Source organism: Geodermatophilus sp. FMUSA9-8 (assembly GCF_037034165.1).
Lineage (GTDB): Bacteria > Actinomycetota > Actinomycetes > Mycobacteriales > Geodermatophilaceae > Geodermatophilus > Geodermatophilus nigrescens.
Window position 1 is genome coordinate 69,928 of sequence record NZ_JBAGKE010000005.1, and the last position, 18,730, is coordinate 88,657.

Genomic DNA, 18,730 nt, shown 5'->3' on the forward strand with positions numbered 1-18,730 from the left:
GCGTGTGGCTGCGCGCATCGTCTACACCGACCTCGACGGCACGATGGTCGGCCCCCGGGGGTCGTTCTGGCACGCCTCCGACGGCTCCCCCACCGCCGAGCCCGCGGCCGCGCTCCTGGAACTGCACACCGCCGGGGTCGCTCTGGTGATCGTCAGCGGGCGTACCGCCGACCAGGTCACCGAGGCCGGGCGGATCTTCGCCGCCGACGGCGCGATCGCCGAGCTCGGCTCGCTCGTCACGTGGAAGGGCGGCCGGTCGCGCCACCAGCTCACCGGCGCGCTGCCCGACGAGTACGCCGGGCGCACGCCGATGGACGTGCTGGCCGAGCTCGGCGTCGTCGACGCGCTGTGCGCCGCCCACCCGGGCCGGCTGGAGTGGCACGCGCCCTGGCACACCACGCACGAGGGCGACGCGCTGCTGCGCGGCTACGTCGACCCGGTCGCCGTCGACGCCTGGCTCGCCGAGCGGGGCCTGGGCTGGCTGACGCTCAAGGACAACGGCGCCATCCCCGCGACGGCCAAGCTGGACCTCGCGCCCGAGGGGCAGCTGGCCCGGGTCTACCACCTGATGCCGCGCGGCATCTCCAAGGGCGAGGCGATCGCCTGGGACCTCGAGCGGCGCGGCGTCGACCCCGCCGACGCCGTCGCGATCGGCGACAGCGCCAGCGACCTGGAGATGGCGCCCGCCGTCGGCCGGTTGTGGATCACCGCGAACGGCGCCGAGGTCGACGGGATGGACGCGATGCTGGCCGCCGTCCCCAACGTGTCGGTGACCGACGGGGCGATGGGCGTCGGCTGGGCCCAGGCGGTACGGGCCTCGCTCTAGCTCGTGACGTCGCGGCGGGAGAAGGAGCGAAACGCCAGGGCGGTGAAGACCGCGGCGTAGACCAGCGACTGGATGACGCCGCGGAAGAGGTCGGAGGAGTCGACCGGCGTCTGCAGCAGGTCGGTCCAGGCGAACTCCTCCGCCGTGGGGAACCAGTCGCGGATGGCGCCGAGCTGCTCGACCTGGTCGAGGATCGCGAACACGACCATCGTGAACACCGCCCCGCCGACGGCGGCCAGCGGCGCGTCGGTGACCGTGGACAGCCAGAACGCGAGCGCCCCGACGACGAGCAGGTGGACGGCGAGGTAGCCGAGCATCCCGGCCAGCCGGAGCAGGCCCTCGCCCTGCGACAGGGTCACCCCGATCGGCGTCCGGATGTCGTCGAAGCCGAACGCGATCCCGCCGGCCACGACGGCGACCACCGCGAGCGTGAGCAGCGCCGCCACCGACAGCACCAGCGCGGCGATCCACTTCTGCCGGAGCAGCCGCGCCCGCGGAACGGGGGTGGCCAGCGTGTACCGCAGCGACCCCCACTGCGCCTCGCTGGCCACGGTGTCGCCGAAGAACAGCGCGTAGACCACGACGAGGAAGAACGACGTCGTCGCGAACAGCACGAACAGCGTGAAGTTCAGCCCGCTGGAGGTGGCGACGTCGACCAGGTTGATCCGGGTGTTCTCCGCGGCCTCCTCGCTGGCGCCGAGCTGCAGCGCGGCGATGAGCACCAGCGGGAGGGCGACCATCAGCGCGAAGACGCCGATGGTGCGCCGCCGCTTGAACTGCCGGCGCAGCTCCACCGACAGCCGCAGCGTGCGGCCGGGGCGGTAGCCGGCGACCGCCCCGGTGGGCTGGACGTGCTCCGTCGCGGTCATCAGCTCTCCCCCACCAGGGCCAGGAACGCGTCCTCCAGGCGGCGGCGCGGCGTGAACTGGTCGACGGCGACGTCGGCGGCTACGAGCGCCTGCAGCGCCTGCGCCCGCGAGGTCCGCGCGCCCAGGTCGGCGACCAGGCCCTCGTCGGTGCGCTCGACGGCGACCCCGGGCAGCCCGGACAGGACCGCGGCCGCGCGGCCGGCATCGGAGTCGTCGGCGAGCCCGACGAGCACCGCACCCCCGGTGCCGACGATCTCCTCGACCGTCCCCTGCGCGATCTTCTGGCCGCGCGCCATGACCACCACGTGGGTGCAGGTCTGCTCGATCTCGCTGAGCAGGTGGCTGGACACGATGACCGTGCGGCCGGTGGCGGCGTAGGACTGCAGCACCTCGCGCATGGCGTGGATCTGCGGCGGGTCGAGGCCGTTGGTCGGCTCGTCGAGCACCAGCAGGTCGGGCAGGCCGAGCATCGCCTGGGCGATGGCCACCCGCTGGCGCATGCCCTGGCTGTAGCGGCGCACCGGGCGGTCGATCGCGGCGCCGAGACCGGCGACCTCGATCGCCTCCTCCATGTGCGCGTCCGCCGGCGGCCGGCCGGTGGCGGCCCAGTAGAGGGTGAGGTTGTCGCGGCCCGACAGGTGCGGCATCAGGCCGGTGCCCTCGACGAAGGAGCCGAGCCGCGACAGCACCGGCGCCCCGGGGCCGGCGGCGTGGCCGAAGACGCTGATCCGGCCGGCGTTCGGGCGGATGAGGCCCATGAGCATCCGCAGCGACGTCGTCTTGCCCGCGCCGTTGGGCCCGAGCAGGCCGAGCACCTGGCCGCGGCGGACCTCGAAGGAGAGGTCCTTCACCGCCACGAAGCCGTCCTTGTAGGCCTTGGTCACGCCCTCGAAGCGCAGCGGCACGTCCTCGCCGTCGGGCTCGACGGCGGAGGTGACCCGGCGACGGCGGCGGCCCCAGAGGACCGCCGCGGCCCAGCCGAGCAGGCCGAGGAGGACGACGGCGCCGAGCAGCAGCCACCAGCGCGAGGTCCCGCCGTCGGCCTGCGCCTGCCCCTCGACGGTCGGGACGGCGAGCGCGCTGCCGCCGTTGCCCGCGCCGGCCAGCGCGACGGAGTAGACGGCCGCCTCGGCCGGGAGGGCGAACGCCTGGTCGGTGGAGGAGACGACGACGCGCATCGTGTGGCCGGCCTCGAAGCGGTGCACGATGCCCGGCAGGGTCACGGTGACCTCGGTCGGCGCCGTCGGGTCGGCCGACAGCCCGGTCAGCGACAGCGGCGCCACCAGCCCGCCGGGCAGGGTCTGCGCGCCGTCGGGGCCGACGTCGTAGAGCTTGGCGAACAGCGTCGCGGTGCCGCTGGGCGAGGCGACGGCGAGGTCGACGGTGGGGGCGCCGACCACCTCGACGGCCTCGTCGAGCGGCTCGGTGGAGAAGGCGGCGAACTGGCCGGGGATCTCGACGGCGGTGCCGGCCAGCGCGGAGGCGATCGACCCGAGGCCGGGGACCGTGGTGATCGCGGCGGGCGTGCCGCCGGCCGGGGTGACCACCGGCTGCAGCGGGCCGTCGAGCGCGAGGTCGGTGCGCTCGGTCGCGGGGGCGCCGTCGAGGCCCGGGTAGGCGTCGGCGACGACGCTCTGGGTGCCGCCCTGGACGCTGCCCAGCGTGCTGCCCAGGCCGGTCGGCGCGGGGTACTCGAAGCCGGTGCCGGGGTCCTCGCCGCGGGCCGGGTCGTCGCCGTCGCGCAGGTGCCAGGAGAACCAGCCGGCGACCAGGTCGCGCAACTCGGCGGTCTCGCGCTCGGAGGGCTGCGAGTCGTGGCCCCCGGCGTACCAGACGACCTTGACCTCGGTGCCGTTGGCGGCGATCCCGCGGGCGTTGGCGTCGGCCTGGCCGAGGCCGAACAGCGAGTCCTCGGTGCCCTGCACGAGCAGGGTCGGCGCGGTGATCCGGTCGAGGACGGCGGCCGGGCTGCTGCGGTCGAGGACCGCGGCCACCTCGGGCGTGAGCGTGCCGGTGGCGGCGGAGTCCTGGTAGGCGGCGCAGATGTCGGCGCGGAACCGGCCGCAGGTCAGCGCCTGCTCCACCGCCGCGGGGTCGACACCGGCCAGGTCGGGCAGCTGCGGCAGCGACGGGGCGGACGCCGGGGCCGCGCCGCCGGTGTCGGCGGTGGTGTCCCCGGTGGTGCCCTCGTCGTCGCCGGCGTCGCCCGCTCCCCCGCCGCCGAGCGCGTCGAGCAGCCCGCCGGTGGGGACCGAGCCGACGCCGAAGAACAGCCCGGCCCACAGGCGCTTGTAGACGCCGGTGTCCGCGCTCTGCGGGGTGGCGGCGGGCGTCGTGGGCGGCTGCGCGCCGTCGGCCTCGCCGGTCTGCGACGGGAAGAGCGCGGCGGTCAGGGAGTTCCAGGTGATCTGCGGCGCGATCGCGTCGACCCGGTCGTCGTAGGCGGCGCCGAGCAGCGACAGCGCCCCGCCGTACGAGGCGCCGGCGACGCCGACCCGCGGGTCGCCGTCGCCGTCGAGCAGGACGTCGTCGCGCCCGGCCAGCACGTCGAGCAGCGTGGAGAGGTCGGCGACCTCGTAGCGCGGGTCGTCGAGGCCGATCTGGCCGGTGCTCTCGCCGAACCCGCGCGCCGAGTACGTCAGGACGACGAAGCCGCGGCCCGCGAGGTCCTGCGCGTCGTCGGCCACCGACCGCTTGCTGCCGCCGAAGCCGTGCGCCAGGACGACGGCCGGCGCCGGGGCGTCCGCGGTGGCCGAGGCCGGCAGGTACAGCGTGGTGTCGAGCTCGACGGCGTCCGCGCCGGAACCGGAGGGGACGCGGGCGTCCTCGGTGCGGACGTCCTCGGCGGCCGACGCGGTGCCGGGGAGCGAGACGAGGACCGTGCCGGTGACCAGCAGGGCGAGCACGGCACCGAGGGCCGCGCGGGCGGAACGCACGGAGCGGCCAACGGACGGTGTCGCGCCCGGGTTCCGGCGGCGGCCGTGCGGTGGATCGCAGGCGACGGTCAGGACTGCCACTCGCCGGTGACGACGACGACCAGGCCCGGGTCGGCCACGCCGGGGACCTCGAAGAACCGGTCGGCGGGGCCGGTCTGCACCGCCGGGAAGGCGTCCATGAGCTGCAGCGCCGACTGCCGCTGCGTCTCGTCGCCCGCGGTGAAGAAGACCGTGGTGACGGCGACGTCCGGGCCGTCGTAGGAGCCGACGCCGGCCGACGTCCAGCCCTGGGCACCCAGCTGCGCGGCGACGTCGGCGGCCAGGCCGCTGGTGGACGTGGCGTTGAGCACGGTGACCGGGACGCGCACCGGCGTGCTGGGCGCCTGGTCGACCGGCGGCAGCGGCTCGACCGACAGCGGCGGCAGCGCGCCGCTGGGCGGCGCGGTGGGTGCCGGCGGGCTGCTGGTGGCCGGCGGGGTGGTGGAGCCCGCCTCCTGTGCCGCCGGGGAGGTGAAGCTGTAGACGCCGAGCACGACGAGCGCGACCACCACGACGGCGAGCAGCAGGAGCCCCGTGCGGCGCCCACGCGGCGGGGCGTCCTCCCCCTCGGCGGCGCGCAGGGCGGCGCGCGAGACGCCGGCGCGGCGGGCGGCCTTGCGGCGCTCGGCCTCCATCGCCTGGCGCTCGGCCTCGCGGGCCTGCCGCTCGGCGCGCATGGCGGCGCGGTTGCCGACGACGCCGGTGCCGCCGGTGGCCGGGCCGGTCTCGGGGCGCCCGTCCCGGCGCTCGTCCCGGTCGCCGCGTCCCTCGCGGGTGCGGGCGGGCTGCCGGTCGGGGATGGCCTCGGTCAGCGGCGCCGCGGCCCGAGCGCGGGCCGGCTCGCGGTCCGGGATCGCCTCGGTGAGCGGCGCCGCGGCCCGGGCGCGGGCCGGCTCGCGGTCCGGGATCGCCTCGGTGAGCGGCGCCGCGGCCCGGGCCCGGGCGGGCTCCCGGTCCGGGATCGCCGTGGTGGCCGGGGCGGGCGGTGCGGCGGGCTCGGGGGCGCCCGTCGGGCGGGTCCGGTCGCGGTAGGGCGTGGCGCCGGGGCCGGGGGCCACGGCCGGAGCCGCCGCGGTGGCCGGCGCGCCGGGCACAGCCGCCGGGGTCCGGGCTGCCTGGAGCCGGGCCGCGGGGGCCTGGACCGGAGGCCGCTCCGGCCGCTGCCGGTCGGCGGGCCGGCCGCGCGCGGGTGCGTCGGCGGCGGGGCTGGGCACCGCCTGGAACGGCGCCACGGAGGTCTCGGGGGCGGCCGGGCGCGCCGGGGCCTGCGCCTCGGGCTTCGGCGGCGGCGCCGGCAGCCGGACCGCGGTGGGCGGCACGGCGGGCGCCTGGGGGGCGGGCGGCGCCGGCGCGGCGGGCGGCTGCGCGGCCGGCGCCTGGCGGGTCGCCCCGTTCGCCGGCACCGACGGCCGCGCGGCAGGGGTGCGGCCGCGCCCGGCCGGGGGCGCGGCGGGCTGCGGGCGGGCCGGCGGGGCCTGCGCCGGCGCCTGGGCGGTGGTGGGCTGGGCGGGAGCCGCCGGGGGCGCCGCCGCCGGGCGGGGCGGCCGGGCGGACGGCCGGGCCGGGGCGGCCGCGGGCGCTCCCGGGCCGCCGGTCAGGCGGCGCCGGTCGGTCTCGTCGCCGAGCAGCGCGTCGCGGCGCCGGTCGGCGCGGCTGCGCAGCGGGCCGGGCGTGGTGGGGTGGTCGCTCAGGTCCCCGTACCCGGGCGCCAGGGTGTCGGCCCCGAACTCGGGCGCCGGGCGGTCGGCGGGCTGGTCGGTGCGGCGTCGCCCACCGGCCACCGGGGCTGACGGTCGGTCCGGTTGGTCACCACCTGACGCCGCGTGCCTGCCCACGGTGACCAAATCTAGATGGCCGGAGAGCCCTTGCCCAGGAGGGACGGTGAACGACGGGCGCGCCGCGCGGTGCGCAGGCGCCGCAACCGGCGCACCAGCATGGGGTCGGCGGCGAGGGCCGCGGGCCGGTCGACCAGGGCGTTGAGCACCTGGTAGTACCGCGTCGGCGGGACGCCGAACTGCTCGCGGATGGCCGTCTCCTTGGCGCCGGCGCGGCGCCACCACTGCCGTTCGAAGGCCAGCATCTCGTGCTCGCGCCGGGTCAGGCCCGCGGGCTGCGCGGGGACCTCACCGGACGCCGAGCCCCCCGGCGGGGAGACCGCGGGGGCTGGGTCGGGGGTCATGGTCGGATCCGTTCGATCGGGGGGAAGCCGTCACCCACGACGGTAGGCCCGGGTACCGACGTTCCGCGCGGGCTCGCGCGCGGCGTCAGGCGACGGCCGGCACCTGCTCGGCCGCGTCCCGGCGGCCCGCCGCACGCGCGGCGCGGAGGCCGTCGACGGTGAACACGGCCAGCGCCGCCCAGACGATCGCGAAGCCGGCCAGCCGCGCCGGCGGCATGGGCTCGTGGAAGACGAAGACGCCGAGCGCGAGCTGCATCAGCGGCGTCACGTACTGCAGCAGGCCGATCGTCGACAGCGGGATCCGCCGGGCCGCCGCGGCGAACAGCAGCAGCGGCACCGCCGTCGCGATGCCCGAGGCCACGAGCAGCAGCAGGTGGCCCGTGCCCTCGCTGCCCGCCGTCCCCCGGCCGGTGCCGTGCAGGACGCCGAGGAGGACCAGCGCCGGCACGAACGCCACGGCCGTCTCCACGAACAGCCCCGGCGCGGCCTCCACCCGGACCAGCTTCTTCAGCAGCCCGTAGGCGCCGAACGTGGCGGCGAGGGTCAGCGCGATCCACGGCGGGCGGCCGTGGTCGACGGTCAGGACGACGACCGCGACGCCCGCCAGCCCGACCGCCGTCCACTGCAGCGGCCGCAGCCGCTCGGCGAAGACGACGACGCCGAGCAGCACGCTCACCAGCGGGTTGACGAAGTAGCCGAGCGAGGTCTCGACGACGTGGCCGGAGTTGACGCCGTAGACGAACACCAGCCAGTTGGCGGCGATCAGCGCCGAGGCGCCGGCGAGCACCAGCATCGTCCGCGGGTCGGTGACCGCGGCGCGCACCAGCGGCCAGCGGCGCAGCGCCGTCAGCAGCAGGGCGACGAAGACCAGCGACCAGACCACCCGGTGGGCGACGATCTCCACCCCGCCGGCGGGCTCCAGCAGCGGGAAGTACAGGGGGAAGCAGCCCCACAGCAGGTAGGCCGACAGCCCCGCCGCGGTGCCCGCCCGCCGCTCGTCCACGGCGGGCACGCTACGCCCGGGGGTCAGCCCGCCTGGATGTAGTCGACGAGGTGGGCGCGCTCCTCCTCGAGCTCGTCGAGCCGGGCCTTCACGACGTCGCCGATCGAGACGATGCCGAGCAGCCGGCCGTCCTCGACGACGGGGACGTGCCGCACGCGGCGGTCGGTCATGGTGCGGGCCAGGTCGTGCACCGAGGCGCCGGGCGGGCAGGTGTGCACCTCGGCGGTCATGAGCGCCGAGACCGGCCCGTCGAGGACGGCGTCACCGGAGGCGTGCAGCGCGCGCACGACGTCGCGCTCGGACAGGATGCCGGCGACCCGGCCCTCCCCCGGCGACACGACGAGGGCGCCGACGCCGTGGCGGGCCATCAGTGCCAGCGCCTCCCGGACGCCGGCGCCGGGCTCGACGGTGACGACGTCGGGACCCTTGCGGTGGAGCAGGTGGGCGATGCGCACGAGGTCTCCTCCCTCCGGCCGGGCCGCAGTCTGCTCCGCGGCGGACCGGCCGGAGGGCGGCGCGGCGCGGGCCACGCCCGGGACGCGTGTCGGTCACGCGGCGCCGCCGGCCGTGACGCTGCGCAGGCACGCGACCGGCCGGAGGGGCCTACCGTCGTCGCGTGCGCACCATCCGGCACGACGCCGCCCCGGCGTCCCCGACGGCCCTGCAGTGGCTCCGCTACGCCCTCGGCGGCCGGCTGCCCCGCGACCTGTCCGCCTGGGTGCTGTCGGACACCACCCGGCCGGGCTGGGTGCGGCGGCACCTCGCGCGCTCGCTGGTGCAGCTCTCGCCGCTGGTCGCGCTCTGCCTGTTCGTGCCCGTGCCGCTGGTCTACCGGCTGACGGCGGCGCTCGGGGGCGTCCTGGTGGGCCTCATGTACTCGATGGCGTTCATCGTGGAGACCACCGAGCACCGGGTGGCCAAGGCCGGCTACCCGGCGGGCACGGCGGCGCGGATCCGCGAGGAGCGCGCCGAGCGGCGCCGCGACGCCCGGGTGGAGGCCCGCTTCCCGTACCGCGTCGGCGGGGCCGGGAGCTTCGACTGAGCCGACGGGGGGACTCGAACCCCCAACCGCCCGATTACAAGTCGGGTGCGCTACCAGTTGCGCCACGCCGGCGGACCGGGGACTCCGTCCCGGCACCACGAGGATAGGGACACCGCGGGCGCGGCCGCGGCGGACGGGTCGAGTCGGCGCCCGGGCTGCCGATGATCCCGGCGTGGCACCGACCGACGACGGGACCTCCCTCCTGCCGCTGGACCGCACGCAGCTCGACGCGCTGCGCGGGCACGTCGAGGCGCTGCTCGCCGCGTCCGGCTGCGACCAGACCACCCGCGCCACCGACGAGTGGGCGGCCCGGCAGGGCATCGCGCTCGACCGCCTGCACGAGGGCCTCGAGGAGTACGGCGGCTTCTGCGACTGCGAGGTCGTGATGAACGTCGACCCCGGAGTGGTGTTCGAGCCGGCGGGTCAGGCGGCGGCGTCGGTGCCGGCGGCCGGGCCCTCCCGCAGGTAGCCCGCCGGGTCGCTGCCGAGCGCGCCGTCGGCCAGCCACCGGGCGAATCCCTCCGGGTCGCGCCGCTCGAGCTCGTCGAGGACCTCCTCGCGGCGGCGCACGACCGACTGCCGGGTGGCGGGCTCCAGCCGGCCGCCCAGCGCCGTCGAGGTGCTCAGCCACTCCCGCCCCAGCGCCGCGGTCGACAGCGTCGCCACCGGCGGGGAGAACGTCACCGTGGCACGGGCCTCCGCCGGCTGCGCGCCGGCTCCCGGGCGCGGCCCCGCGGCCGGCGCGACACGACCGGACGACGGCGGCGCCGGGACGGCGTTGCGCCGCGGCGGGCGCCCGGCGTGCAGCAGCCACAGCCCGAGCCCGCCGACGGCGAGCACGGCGCCGGCCAGCACGGTGAGCACCGGGCCGCCGAGCGCGGCGGTGCCGGAGAGGAACAGCAGGACGCCGATCGTGGCCACGCCGGTGCGCCAGGCCGCGTCGAGCGGGGTGCGGGCGTCCGCGGGCGCGCCGGACTCGGCGCCCGACTCCCGCGCGACACCGCCGGCGAGGCAGGCGGTGACGACCGCGGCCAGCCCCACCGCCAGCAGCCCGGGCGGTCGCAGGGCGAGCCCGCCGACGACGGCCACCGCCGTCGCGGTGAGGGCGGCGAGCCCCAGGAGCAGGCGGGCGGGCAGTCCGCGGTCGGACACGAGCAGCCTCCAGGAGGGCAGGCCGGGCAGGGGAGCCCGGCCGCTCCCGGGGGACCGGCCGGGCTCCCCTGCTACCCCGCGACGGCCCGGTCGCACACCGTGCACGGGCGTGTCGTGGCGCGCCGCGGCCCGCACGGCAGGATCGCCGCGCGTGGGGACCTCCGTCGTCGAGCCCGGCCTGCCGCTGGCCGCCGTCCTGGTGCTGCTCACCGCGCTGGCCGCGGGCGCCGGGCGGCTGTCGGGACTCGGGCAGGAGCGGCCGGTCGCCGTCGCGGCGCTGCGGGCCACCGTGCAGCTGGCCGCCGTCTCGGCGGTGCTGCTCGCCGTCGTCCGCTCGCTGTGGCTGTCGGCGGCGTTCGTGCTGCTCATGGTCGCCGTCGCGTCCGTGACCGCGGCCGGGCGGGTCACCGGCCTGCAGCTGCGGGCGCCCGGGGCGGCCCGCCGGGTGGCGACGACGGCGCTCGCGGTGGCCGGCGGAGCCGCGCCGGTCGTGGCGCTGGTGCTGGCCAGCGGCACCGTCCCGCTGCGCGGCGAGGCCGTCGTCTCGGTCGCCGGCATCGTGGTCGGCGGGGCGATGACGGCGACGTCGCTGGCCGGACGGCGCCTGCGCGACGAGCTGACCGGCCGCCGCGGCGAGGTCGAGGCCGCCCTCGCCCTCGGCCTGCTCCCCCGCGACGCGCTCCTCGAGGTCGGCCGCGCCTCGGCCGCCACCGCGCTCGTGCCGCCGCTGGACCAGACCCGCACGGTCGGGCTGGTCACCCTCCCCGGCGCCTACGTCGGCGTCCTGCTCGGCGGCGGCAGCCCCGCGGCCGCCGGTGCCGCGCAGCTGCTGGTGCTGGTCGGGCTGCTGGCCGCCCAGGTGATCGCCGTCTAAATCGTCACCGAGCTGGTGGCCCGCGGCCGGGTGCTGCCCGGCCTCCCCCGCTGACCGGCGCCCAGCCACCTCACAGGCGGTCCGCAGGGCGCGACCAGACCGCGCGGCGACAGTCGGTCCCGAGGCGGCGGGGTGCCGCCCCAGGAGGAGGACCGAGGACGATGACCGGACAGCAGCCCCATCCCGACCCGTCGCAGCAGCCCGCGGGCGCGACCCCGGGGTGGACGCCGCCGCCGTCCGGCGGGACCTGGTACCCGCACGGGATGACCGCCACCGCGACGCTGCCCCCGCCGCTCGTGCCCGCGGCCCCGGCCCGCCGGGCCGGGCGGGTGCGGATCGGCGTCGCCGGGCTGCTGGCCGGCGCGCTGATCGGCGGCGGCGCCGGGGCCGGCGTCGTGGCACTGACCGCCGACGGCGCGACCGCGGGCACGAGCCCCGTCGCCGCCCAGTCGGTGGTCATCCAGGACCCGGACAACGCGACCGCCGTCACCGCCGCGGCCGCGAAGGCCTCGCCGAGCGTCGTCACCGTCTACGTGACCGGCGGCTCGGGCTCGGGCAGCGGCTCCGGCGTCGTGCTCACCGACGACGGCTACGTGCTCACCAACAACCACGTGGTGACGCTCGACAGCTCGACCGACTCCGCCACCGTCCAGGTGCGCACCTCCGACGGCACGCTCTACGACGCCACCGTCGTCGGCACCGACCCCACCTCCGACCTCGCGGTGATCCGGCTGCAGGACGCGAGCGGCCTGACCCCGGCCACCTTCGCCGACTCCGACGACGTGCAGGTCGGCGACCTCGCCGTCGCGATCGGCGCCCCGCTCGGCCTGTCCGACACCGTCACCGACGGCATCGTCAGCGCGACCGACCGAGCCGTGGCCACCGGCTCCACCCAGGACGACGCCACCGTCATCGACGCGCTGCAGACCGACGCGGCGATCAACCCGGGCAACTCCGGCGGCGCGCTGGTCGACGCCGCCGGCGAGGTCATCGGCATCAACACCGCGATCGCCTCGGTGGCGTCGGGGGCGCCGGGCTCGTCGTCGCAGAGCGGCAACATCGGCGTCGGCTTCGCCATCCCCGCGAACACCGCGAAGCGCATCGCCGACGAGATCATCGCGACCGGCAGCGCCACCCACGCCGTCCTGGGCGTGAGCGCGCAGACCGCCACCGACGGCAGCGCGAGCAGCGAGGTCGGCACCGGCGCCCAGGTGGTGCAGGTGCAGCCCGGCGGCGCGGCGGCCGACGCGGGCCTGCAGGCCAGCGACGTCGTCACCGCCGTCGGCGACCGGCCGGTGACCAGCTCCACCGAGCTCACCGCCGCGGTGCGCAGCGCCGCCCCCGGCGACGACGTGACCCTCACCGTCCGCCGCGGCGGGGAGACGACGACCGTCGAGGTGACCCTCGGCAGCAGTGCCGGCTGACCTCCCGGCCGCCCCCGGGCACCCTCCCGCGCCGAATAGGCTCGGGAGGGTGTCGTCGTCCGTGCCCCTGACCTCCTCGCTGGACGACCCCGCCCGCGCCGAGGGCCTGCGCCGGATGAAGCGGCTGGCGACCGGCCTGTTCCTGCTCGCCGCCGCGGTGTTCCTCGCCTGCGTGCTGATCGGCGAGGACGCCGGCGCCTGGGTCGGGTACGTCCGCGCGACCGCCGAGGCCTCGATGGTGGGCGCGCTGGCCGACTGGTTCGCCGTCACCGCGCTGTTCCGGCACCCGCTGCGGATCCCCATCCCGCACACGGCGATCATCCCGCGCAAGAAGGACCAGATCGGCGCGAGCCTGGGCACCTTCGTGCAGGAGAACTTCCTGACCCGCGCGGTGGTCGAGGACAAGCTGGCCACCGTCGACGTCCCCGGCCGGCTCGGCGACTTCCTCGCCGCGCCCGGCCGGGCCGAGCGGCTCTCCGGCGACGCGGCCGCCGCCCTCACCGGGCTCACCGACCTGCTCCGCGACGACGACGTGCAGGAGGCCGTCGCCGGGCTGGTCGACCGACGACTGCACGAGACGCCGGCCGCGCCGGTGCTGGCCCGGGTGCTGGAGCTGGTGGTCGAGGGTGACCGGCACCAGGAGGTCCTGTCGGCGGCGCTGCGCTTCCTCGGCCGGTTCCTCGAGGAGAACCGCGTCGTCTTCCGCGCCCAGCTCGGCGACGCCTCCCCGGCGTGGGTACCCGACTGGGTCGATGACCGGGTGTTCGACCGGGTGTTCGCCGCGCTGCAGGGCTTCCTGCACGAGGTCGGCGACGCCCGCGACCACGAGCTGCGGCGGGTCTACGACGCCCGGCTGCGCGCCTACGTGCACGCGCTGCGCACCGACCCCGACACGGCGGCCTCCGTCGAGGCGTTCAAGAAGCAGCTGCTCGAGCACCCGGCGGTGCGCACCTGGTCGTCGTCGCTGTGGACCAACGCCAAGGCGTCGTTCCTCGCCGCCGCCGCCGATCCGGACTCCGAGCTGCGGGCCCGCGTCACCGGCCTGGTCCGCGACGGCGCCCGGCTGCTGCGCACCGACCCTCGGGTGCGCGAGCTGGTGCAGCGGCAGTCGGTGCGGGTGGCCGGCTACCTGGTCGAGCGCTTCGCCGGCGACGTCGCCGACGTCGTCGGCACGACCGTCGCCCGCTGGGACACCGAGGAGACCAGCCGGCGCATCGAGCTCCAGGTGGGCCGCGACCTGCAGTTCATCCGGATCAACGGCACCGTCGTCGGCGGCCTCGCCGGGCTGGTGATCTACACCGTCGCCCAGCTGTTGGGCTGAGCCCTACCGCCGCGCCTGCGCCGCCGCGTACAGCGCGATGCCGGCCGCGACGCTCACGTTGAGCGACTCGGTGTCGCGGGCGATCGGGATGCGCAGGACGACGTCGCAGCGCTCGCGGACCAGCCGCGACAGCCCGGTGCCCTCGGCGCCCACCACGAGCGCGACCGGGTCGGCGAGGCCGTCGTAGTCGCGCAGGTCCGTGTCGCCGTCGCCGGCGAGACCGACGGTCTGCAGGCCGGCGTCCTGGTAGGAGGCCAGCGCGCGGGCGAGGTTGACCGCGCGCGCCACCGGCAGCCGGGCGGCCGCGCCGGCGCTGGTGCGCCAGGCGGAGGCGGTCATGCCCACCGAGCGGCGCTGCGGCACGACGACGCCGTGCGCGGCGAACGCGGCCGCCGAGCGCACGACGGCGCCCAGGTTGCGCGGGTCGGTGATGCCGTCCATGGCGACGACGAGCGGCGGGCGGCCGGAGTCGCGGGCGAGGTCGAGCAGGTCGTCGGGGTGCGCGTAGGAGTACGGCGGCACCTGCAGCCCGATGCCCTGGTGCAGCGCGCCGTTGGACATCCGGTCGAACTCGGCCTTGCCCACCTCGAGCAGCGGCAGGCCGCGGTCGCCGGCCAGCTGCACCGCCTCGGTGATCCGCTCGTCGGTGCGGGTCGACTCCCCCGTGACGACGTAGAGCGCGGTCGCCGGGATCTCCGCCCGCAGCGCCTCCACGACCGGGTTGCGCCCGAGCAGCAGCTCCGGCGCCTCCTCGGCGCGCTGGCGGCTGCGGTCGCGCTCGGCGCGGCGGCGGGCGTCGGCCTGCGCCCGGCGCTGCGCCGGGTGGCCGGTGCGCTGCTCGGCCGGTGGGGTCGCCCCGCGGCCGGCGAGCGACCGGCGGTTCTTGCCACCGGTGCCCGCGGTGGCGGTCTTCTTGCCGGCACCGCTCGTGCGGCCGCGGCGCTGGCTGTTGCCGGCCATCAGCGGGTCAGCTCCCATCGGGGTCCCTGCGGGGTGTCCTCGACCTGCAGGCCGAGGGCGGTGAGCTGGTCGCGCAGCGCGTCGGCCGCCGCGTAGTCCTTGCGGGCGCGGGCGGCCTGCCGCTGCTCCAGCGCCAGCCGGACCAGCCCGTCGGTGACGCCGGCCAGCCGGTCGTCGCCGCCGGACGCGGCCCAGCGGGGGTGCAGCGGGTCCAGCCCCAGCACGTCCAGCATCCCCCGGACCGCGCCGAGGGCGGCGCGCGTCGCGGCGTCGTCGCCGTCGGCGAGGGCGGTGTTGCCCTGCCGCACGGTCTCGTGGACGACGGCGACGGCGGCCGGCGTGCCCAGGTCGTCGTCCATCGCGGCGCGGAACGCCCCGGGCAGCGAGGTCCCGACATCGCCGCCGACCTGCTCGGCGGCGCGCTGCACGAACGACTCGATGCGGCGGTAGGCGGCGCCGGCCTCGGCCAGCGCGGCGTCGGTGAACTCGATCGTCGACCGGTAGTGCGGGGCGACCAGGTAGTAGCGCAGCTCGACCGGGCGGACGCGCTGCACGACCTCGTCGACGAGCGCGGTGTTGCCGAGCGACTTGCTCATCTTCTCGCCGCCGAGGGTGACCCAGCCGTTGTGCATCCAGTAGCGGGCGAAGCCGTCGCCGGCCGCGCGGGACTGGGCCTGCTCGTTCTCGTGGTGCGGGAAGCGCAGGTCGAGCCCGCCCCCGTGGACGTCGAAGTCCGGGCCCAGGTAGCGCCCGGCCATGGCCGAGCACTCCAGGTGCCAGCCGGGGCGGCCGCGGCCCCAGGGCGTCGGCCACGCCGCGGTCTCCGGCTCGCCGGGCTTGTGCGCCTTCCACAGCGCGAAGTCGCGCGGGTCGCGCTTGCGGTCGTCGGTGTCGGTGTCGCCGGCGGGTTCGAGGTCGGCGAGCCGCTGCCGGGTCAGCGCGCCGTACTCCGGGAACGAGCGGACGTCGAAGTAGACGTCGCCGTCGACGGCGTAGGCGTGCCCGCGCTCGATCAGCCGCTCGATGAGCCCGACCATGTCCGGCACGTGGCCGGTGGCGCGGGGTTCGTAGGTGGGCGGCCGCACCCCGAGGACGTCGTAGGCGCGGGTGCACGCGAGCTCGTTCTCGTAGGCCCAGGCCCACCACTCGACGCCGTGCTCGGCGGCCTTGGTGAGGATCTTGTCGTCGATGTCGGTGACGTTGCGGACCAGCGTGACGTCGAGGCCGGAGCCGTGCTCGAGCCAGCTGCGCAGGACGTCGAAGACGAGGGCGGCGCGCACGTGCCCGACGTGCGGCGGGCCCTGGACGGTGAGCCCGCAGACGTACATGGAGGCCTGGCCGGCACGCAGGGGCGTGAAGTCGCGGACCGCGCGGGCGGCCGTGTCGTACAGGCGGAGGCTCACTGCGCGGAGTCTACGGAGCGCTGCGTCAGCGGGGCGCGGAGTCCACGGACCCGATCCGGACGACCAGCGCCGTCGCGAGGGCGGCCCGCCCCTCCCCGCGACCGACCAGCCCGAGCCCGTCGGTGGTGGTGGCCGTGACGCTGACCGGCGCCCCCAGCGCCGCCGACAGCACCGCCTCGGCCTCCGCGCGGCGCGGGCCGAGCTTCGGCGTCGGCGCGACCAGCTGGACGGCGGCGTTGCCGACCTGCCAGCCCGCCGCGGCGAGGGTCTCGCGCACGTGCTCGAGGACGGCGGCGCCGCGGGCCCCGGCCCAGCGCGGGTCGTCGGTGCCGAGCAGGCCGCCGATGTCGCCGAGCCCGGCCGCGGAGAGCACCGCGTCGGTGAGGGCGTGCGCGGCGACGTCGCCGTCGGAGTGCCCGGCGCAGCCGTCCACGCCGGGCCACTCGAGGCCGGCCAGCCAGCAGCGCCTGCCGGGCTCGACGGGGTGCACGTCGACGCCGAGGCCGACGCGGGGCAGCTCGGTCACGACAGCCCCGGGATGCCGGCGACCTGCAGCTCGGCCAGCGCGAGGTCGTGGGCCACGGTGACCTTGGCGGCCCGCTCGTCGCCGGCCACGGTACCCACGGGGACACCGACGGCCCGGACGACGGCGGCGTCGTCGGTGAGCTCGACGCCGTCGGGCAGCTCGCCGTAGGCCTCCTCCAGCACCAGGCGCGAGAAGCCCTGCGGCGTCTGCACGCGGCGCAAGGCGGCCCGCTCGGGGGCGGCGGTGACGGTGCCTGCGGCGTCGACCACCACGGTGGTGTCGACGACCGGGAGCACGGGGACCACGGCGAGGGCGCCGGCGCGTAGCGCGTCGAGCACCCGGGTGACGACGTCGGGCGGGGTCAGCGGCCGGGCGGCGTCGTGCACGAGGACGGCCGTCGCGTCGTCGGGGACCCGGGCGAGGGCGGCGCGGACCGAGGCGGTGCGGGTGGCGCCGCCCTCGACGAGGCGGACCCCGTCCGGCAGCACCGCCGCGAACGCGTCGTGGTCGGCGGCGGGGACGGCGACGACCACCTCGTCGACGCCGCCGTCGAGGAGCGTGGCCACCGCCCAGGCGACCAGCGGCCGGCCGCCGAGCGGCACGAGCGCCTTGGGGCGGTCGGCCCCCAGACGCAGACCACTCCCGGCCGCGGCGACGATGCCGACCGCGGACACGGGAGTGGTCTGGTGGAGCAGAGGTGCGGCGGAGCTCAGCTGGCGAGGACCTCGTCGAGGAGGACCTCGGCCTTGTCCTCGTTGGTGCCCTCGGCGAGGGCGAGCTCGCTCACCAGGATCTGGCGGGCCTTGGACAGCATGCGCTTCTCCCCGGCGGAGAGGCCACGGTCCTTGTCGCGGCGCCACAGGTCGCGGACGACCTCGGCCACCTTGTTCACGTCACCGGAGGCCAGCTTCTCGAGGTTGGCCTTGTAGCGGCGGGACCAGTTGGTCGGCTCCTCGGTGTGCGGGGCCCGCAGGACCTCGAACACGCGGTTGAGCCCGTCCTGACCGACGACGTCGCGGACGCCGACGATCTCTGCGTTGTCGGCCGGCACGCGCACGGTCAGGTCGCCCTGGGCGACCTTCAGCACGAGGTAGGCCTTCTCTTCACCCTTGATCACCCGCGTCTCGATCGCCTCGATGAGCGCGGCACCGTGGTGCGGGTAGACGACGGTCTCGCCGACAGTGAAGCCCATGTGTGTGTGACCCCTTTCGCTGGTTACAGGTTAGCACGGCACACTGACGCCCGGAATGGCCCGACGGCGGATAAGCGCAGGTCAGAGGCCTGATGAACTCCCGGGAAGGGGTTGACAGGGCGTGGTCGGTGTGCGTGCGCGGCCCGTCCGGGGCACCTCCGTGCGCGCCCTCGTCCTCGCCACGCACGCCCCTCCGGCGGCCGCCGTCACCGTCGTCGCGACGCTGCTCGCGGTCGCCGCGGCGCTGCCTGCAGGGCGCGTGGTCCTCGTGGGGCTGGCCGTCCTCGCAGGTCAGGCGTCCATCGGGTGGAGCAACGACTGGCTCGACGCCGACCGCGACCGCGCCGTCGCGCGGGCCGACAAGCCGGTCGTGCAGGGTGCCGTCGACCCCGCCGTGCTGCGCGGGGCGGCCCTCGCGGCCGCCGCGGTGGCCGTGGTCCTGTCGCTGCTGCTCGGACCCGTGCCCGGCGCGCTGCTGCTCGTGCTCGTGGCCAGCGGATGGGCCTACAACGCGGGTCTGAAGCGGACGGTGCTGTCCGGGGTGCCCTACGTGACCGGCTTCGGCGCGCTGCCGGCGGGCGTCGTGGCCGCGGCGCCGGGCTCCCCGGTCGCGCCGTGGTGGCTGCCGGCGGCCGGCGCGGCGCTCGGCGCGGCCGCGCACCTGGCGAACGTGGCCCCCGACATCGCCGACGACCTCGCCACGGGGGTCCGCGGGCTGCCGCACCGGCTCGGCGCACGGCGCTCGGCGGTGGTGGGCGCGCTGCTGCTGGGCGGGGCGTCGCTGGTGCTGGTCCTCGGGCCGGCCGGCCCGCCGGAGTGGTGGGGCTGGGCGGGGCTGGTGCTGGCGCTGCCCGCCGTCGTCGTGGCGGCGCTGGCCGGCACGCCGCGCTTCCGCCGGCTGGCGTTCCCGGCGGTGCTGCTGCTGACCGTCCTCGACGTGGTGCTGCTGGTGCTCGGCGGGGCCGCGCTCACCTGAGCGCGGCC

General features: G+C 77.3%; 19 protein-coding genes and 1 tRNA gene. 7 read left to right on the forward strand and 13 right to left on the reverse strand.

Translation table 11 applies throughout. The features are described 5' to 3' along the window. Positions 1–4 precede the first annotated feature (4 nt). On the forward strand, positions 5–826 hold the full coding sequence (locus tag WA616_RS12015; RefSeq protein WP_336030073.1) for an HAD family hydrolase: 822 nt from the start codon (positions 5–7) through the stop codon (positions 824–826). On the opposite strand, the gene WA616_RS12020 is transcribed toward WA616_RS12015, so the two are convergent. The 6 genes from WA616_RS12020 to WA616_RS12045 form a co-directional block, all read right to left on the reverse strand. After that, entirely contained in the window at positions 823–1,695 is an 873-nt protein-coding gene (locus WA616_RS12020; protein ID WP_336030076.1) for an ABC transporter permease, read from the reverse strand. The genes WA616_RS12015 and WA616_RS12020 overlap by 4 nt on opposite strands. Then, positions 1,695–4,631 carry an alpha/beta fold hydrolase gene (locus WA616_RS12025; RefSeq protein WP_336030078.1) on the reverse strand — a complete coding sequence of 979 codons (2,937 nt, stop codon included), beginning with the start codon at positions 4,629–4,631 and terminating at the stop codon, positions 1,695–1,697. The genes WA616_RS12020 and WA616_RS12025 overlap by 1 nt, the downstream gene beginning before the upstream one ends. 68 nt (positions 4,632–4,699) lie before the next feature. Then, positions 4,700–6,451 carry a LytR C-terminal domain-containing protein gene (locus WA616_RS12030; RefSeq protein WP_336030080.1) on the reverse strand — a complete coding sequence of 584 codons (1,752 nt, stop codon included), beginning with the start codon at positions 6,449–6,451 and terminating at the stop codon, positions 4,700–4,702. Between the two features lie 65 nt (positions 6,452–6,516). Continuing rightward, a complete protein-coding gene (locus WA616_RS12035; RefSeq protein WP_073418403.1) occupies positions 6,517–6,849 on the reverse strand; it encodes a DUF3263 domain-containing protein in 333 nt (110 codons plus the stop codon). Positions 6,850–6,934: 85 nt separating this feature from the next. Further along, a complete protein-coding gene (gene rarD, locus WA616_RS12040; protein ID WP_336030082.1) occupies positions 6,935–7,852 on the reverse strand; it encodes an EamA family transporter RarD in 918 nt (305 codons plus the stop codon). 23 nt (positions 7,853–7,875) lie between these two features. Continuing rightward, positions 7,876–8,307, reverse strand: coding sequence for a CBS domain-containing protein (locus WA616_RS12045; protein WP_336030084.1), 432 nt, complete (start codon positions 8,305–8,307; stop codon positions 7,876–7,878). Between the two features lie 161 nt (positions 8,308–8,468). On the opposite strand from WA616_RS12045, the gene WA616_RS12050 reads away from it, so the two are divergent. Beyond that, positions 8,469–8,894 carry a DUF5313 family protein gene (locus WA616_RS12050; RefSeq protein ID WP_336030086.1) on the forward strand — a complete coding sequence of 142 codons (426 nt, stop codon included), beginning with the start codon at positions 8,469–8,471 and terminating at the stop codon, positions 8,892–8,894. Here the strand turns inward: WA616_RS12050 and WA616_RS12055 are convergent. After that, positions 8,894–8,966: transfer RNA gene (locus tag WA616_RS12055), tRNA-Thr, on the reverse strand. The genes WA616_RS12050 and WA616_RS12055 overlap by 1 nt on opposite strands. A 100-nt stretch (positions 8,967–9,066) precedes the next feature. Here WA616_RS12055 and WA616_RS12060 point away from each other — a divergent pair. After that, complete coding sequence (locus WA616_RS12060) at positions 9,067–9,363, forward strand: DUF2695 domain-containing protein (RefSeq protein ID WP_336030089.1); 297 nt, start codon at positions 9,067–9,069, stop codon at positions 9,361–9,363. Here WA616_RS12060 and WA616_RS12065 read toward each other — a convergent pair. After that, positions 9,318–10,046 (reverse strand): hypothetical protein, encoded by a 729-nt coding sequence (locus WA616_RS12065; protein WP_336030091.1) that lies wholly within the window; start codon positions 10,044–10,046, stop codon positions 9,318–9,320. The genes WA616_RS12060 and WA616_RS12065 overlap by 46 nt on opposite strands. A 151-nt stretch (positions 10,047–10,197) precedes the next feature. On the opposite strand from WA616_RS12065, the gene WA616_RS12070 reads away from it, so the two are divergent. From WA616_RS12070 to WA616_RS12080, 3 genes are all read left to right on the forward strand, one after another. After that, on the forward strand, positions 10,198–10,920 hold the full coding sequence (locus WA616_RS12070; protein ID WP_336030092.1) for an ABC transporter permease: 723 nt from the start codon (positions 10,198–10,200) through the stop codon (positions 10,918–10,920). A gap of 161 nt (positions 10,921–11,081) precedes the next feature. Continuing rightward, complete coding sequence (locus WA616_RS12075; RefSeq protein ID WP_336030093.1) at positions 11,082–12,344, forward strand: S1C family serine protease; 1,263 nt, start codon at positions 11,082–11,084, stop codon at positions 12,342–12,344. A gap of 49 nt (positions 12,345–12,393) precedes the next feature. Further along, entirely contained in the window at positions 12,394–13,665 is a 1,272-nt protein-coding gene (locus tag WA616_RS12080) for a DUF445 domain-containing protein (RefSeq protein ID WP_336030095.1), read from the forward strand. Between the two features lie 3 nt (positions 13,666–13,668). Here WA616_RS12080 and rlmB read toward each other — a convergent pair whose 3' ends face one another. From rlmB to WA616_RS12105, 5 genes are read right to left on the reverse strand one after another with little or no spacing between them, the layout of a single operon-like run. Further along, positions 13,669–14,643, reverse strand: coding sequence for a 23S rRNA (guanosine(2251)-2'-O)-methyltransferase RlmB (rlmB, locus tag WA616_RS12085; RefSeq protein WP_442901999.1), 975 nt, complete (start codon positions 14,641–14,643; stop codon positions 13,669–13,671). Beyond that, entirely contained in the window at positions 14,625–16,028 is a 1,404-nt protein-coding gene (gene cysS / locus WA616_RS12090; protein WP_336030097.1) for a cysteine--tRNA ligase, read from the reverse strand. Before cysS ends, rlmB begins: the two co-directional genes overlap by 19 nt. Before the next feature lie 25 nt (positions 16,029–16,053). Continuing rightward, positions 16,054–16,554, reverse strand: a complete 501-nt coding sequence (gene ispF, locus WA616_RS12095; RefSeq protein WP_336030100.1) for a 2-C-methyl-D-erythritol 2,4-cyclodiphosphate synthase — start codon at positions 16,552–16,554, stop codon at positions 16,054–16,056. Beyond that, positions 16,551–17,228 carry a 2-C-methyl-D-erythritol 4-phosphate cytidylyltransferase gene (gene ispD, locus WA616_RS12100; protein ID WP_336030101.1) on the reverse strand — a complete coding sequence of 226 codons (678 nt, stop codon included), beginning with the start codon at positions 17,226–17,228 and terminating at the stop codon, positions 16,551–16,553. Before ispD ends, ispF begins: the two co-directional genes overlap by 4 nt. 35 nt (positions 17,229–17,263) lie before the next feature. After that, a complete protein-coding gene (locus tag WA616_RS12105) occupies positions 17,264–17,746 on the reverse strand; it encodes a CarD family transcriptional regulator (protein WP_073418385.1) in 483 nt (160 codons plus the stop codon). A 160-nt stretch (positions 17,747–17,906) separates the two neighbouring features. Between WA616_RS12105 and WA616_RS12110 the strand changes: the two genes are divergently transcribed. Continuing rightward, the gene (locus WA616_RS12110) at positions 17,907–18,722 is read left to right on the forward strand and encodes a UbiA family prenyltransferase (protein WP_336030104.1); all 816 of its coding nucleotides are present in this window, start codon (positions 17,907–17,909) and stop codon (positions 18,720–18,722) included. Positions 18,723–18,730 lie beyond the last annotated feature (8 nt).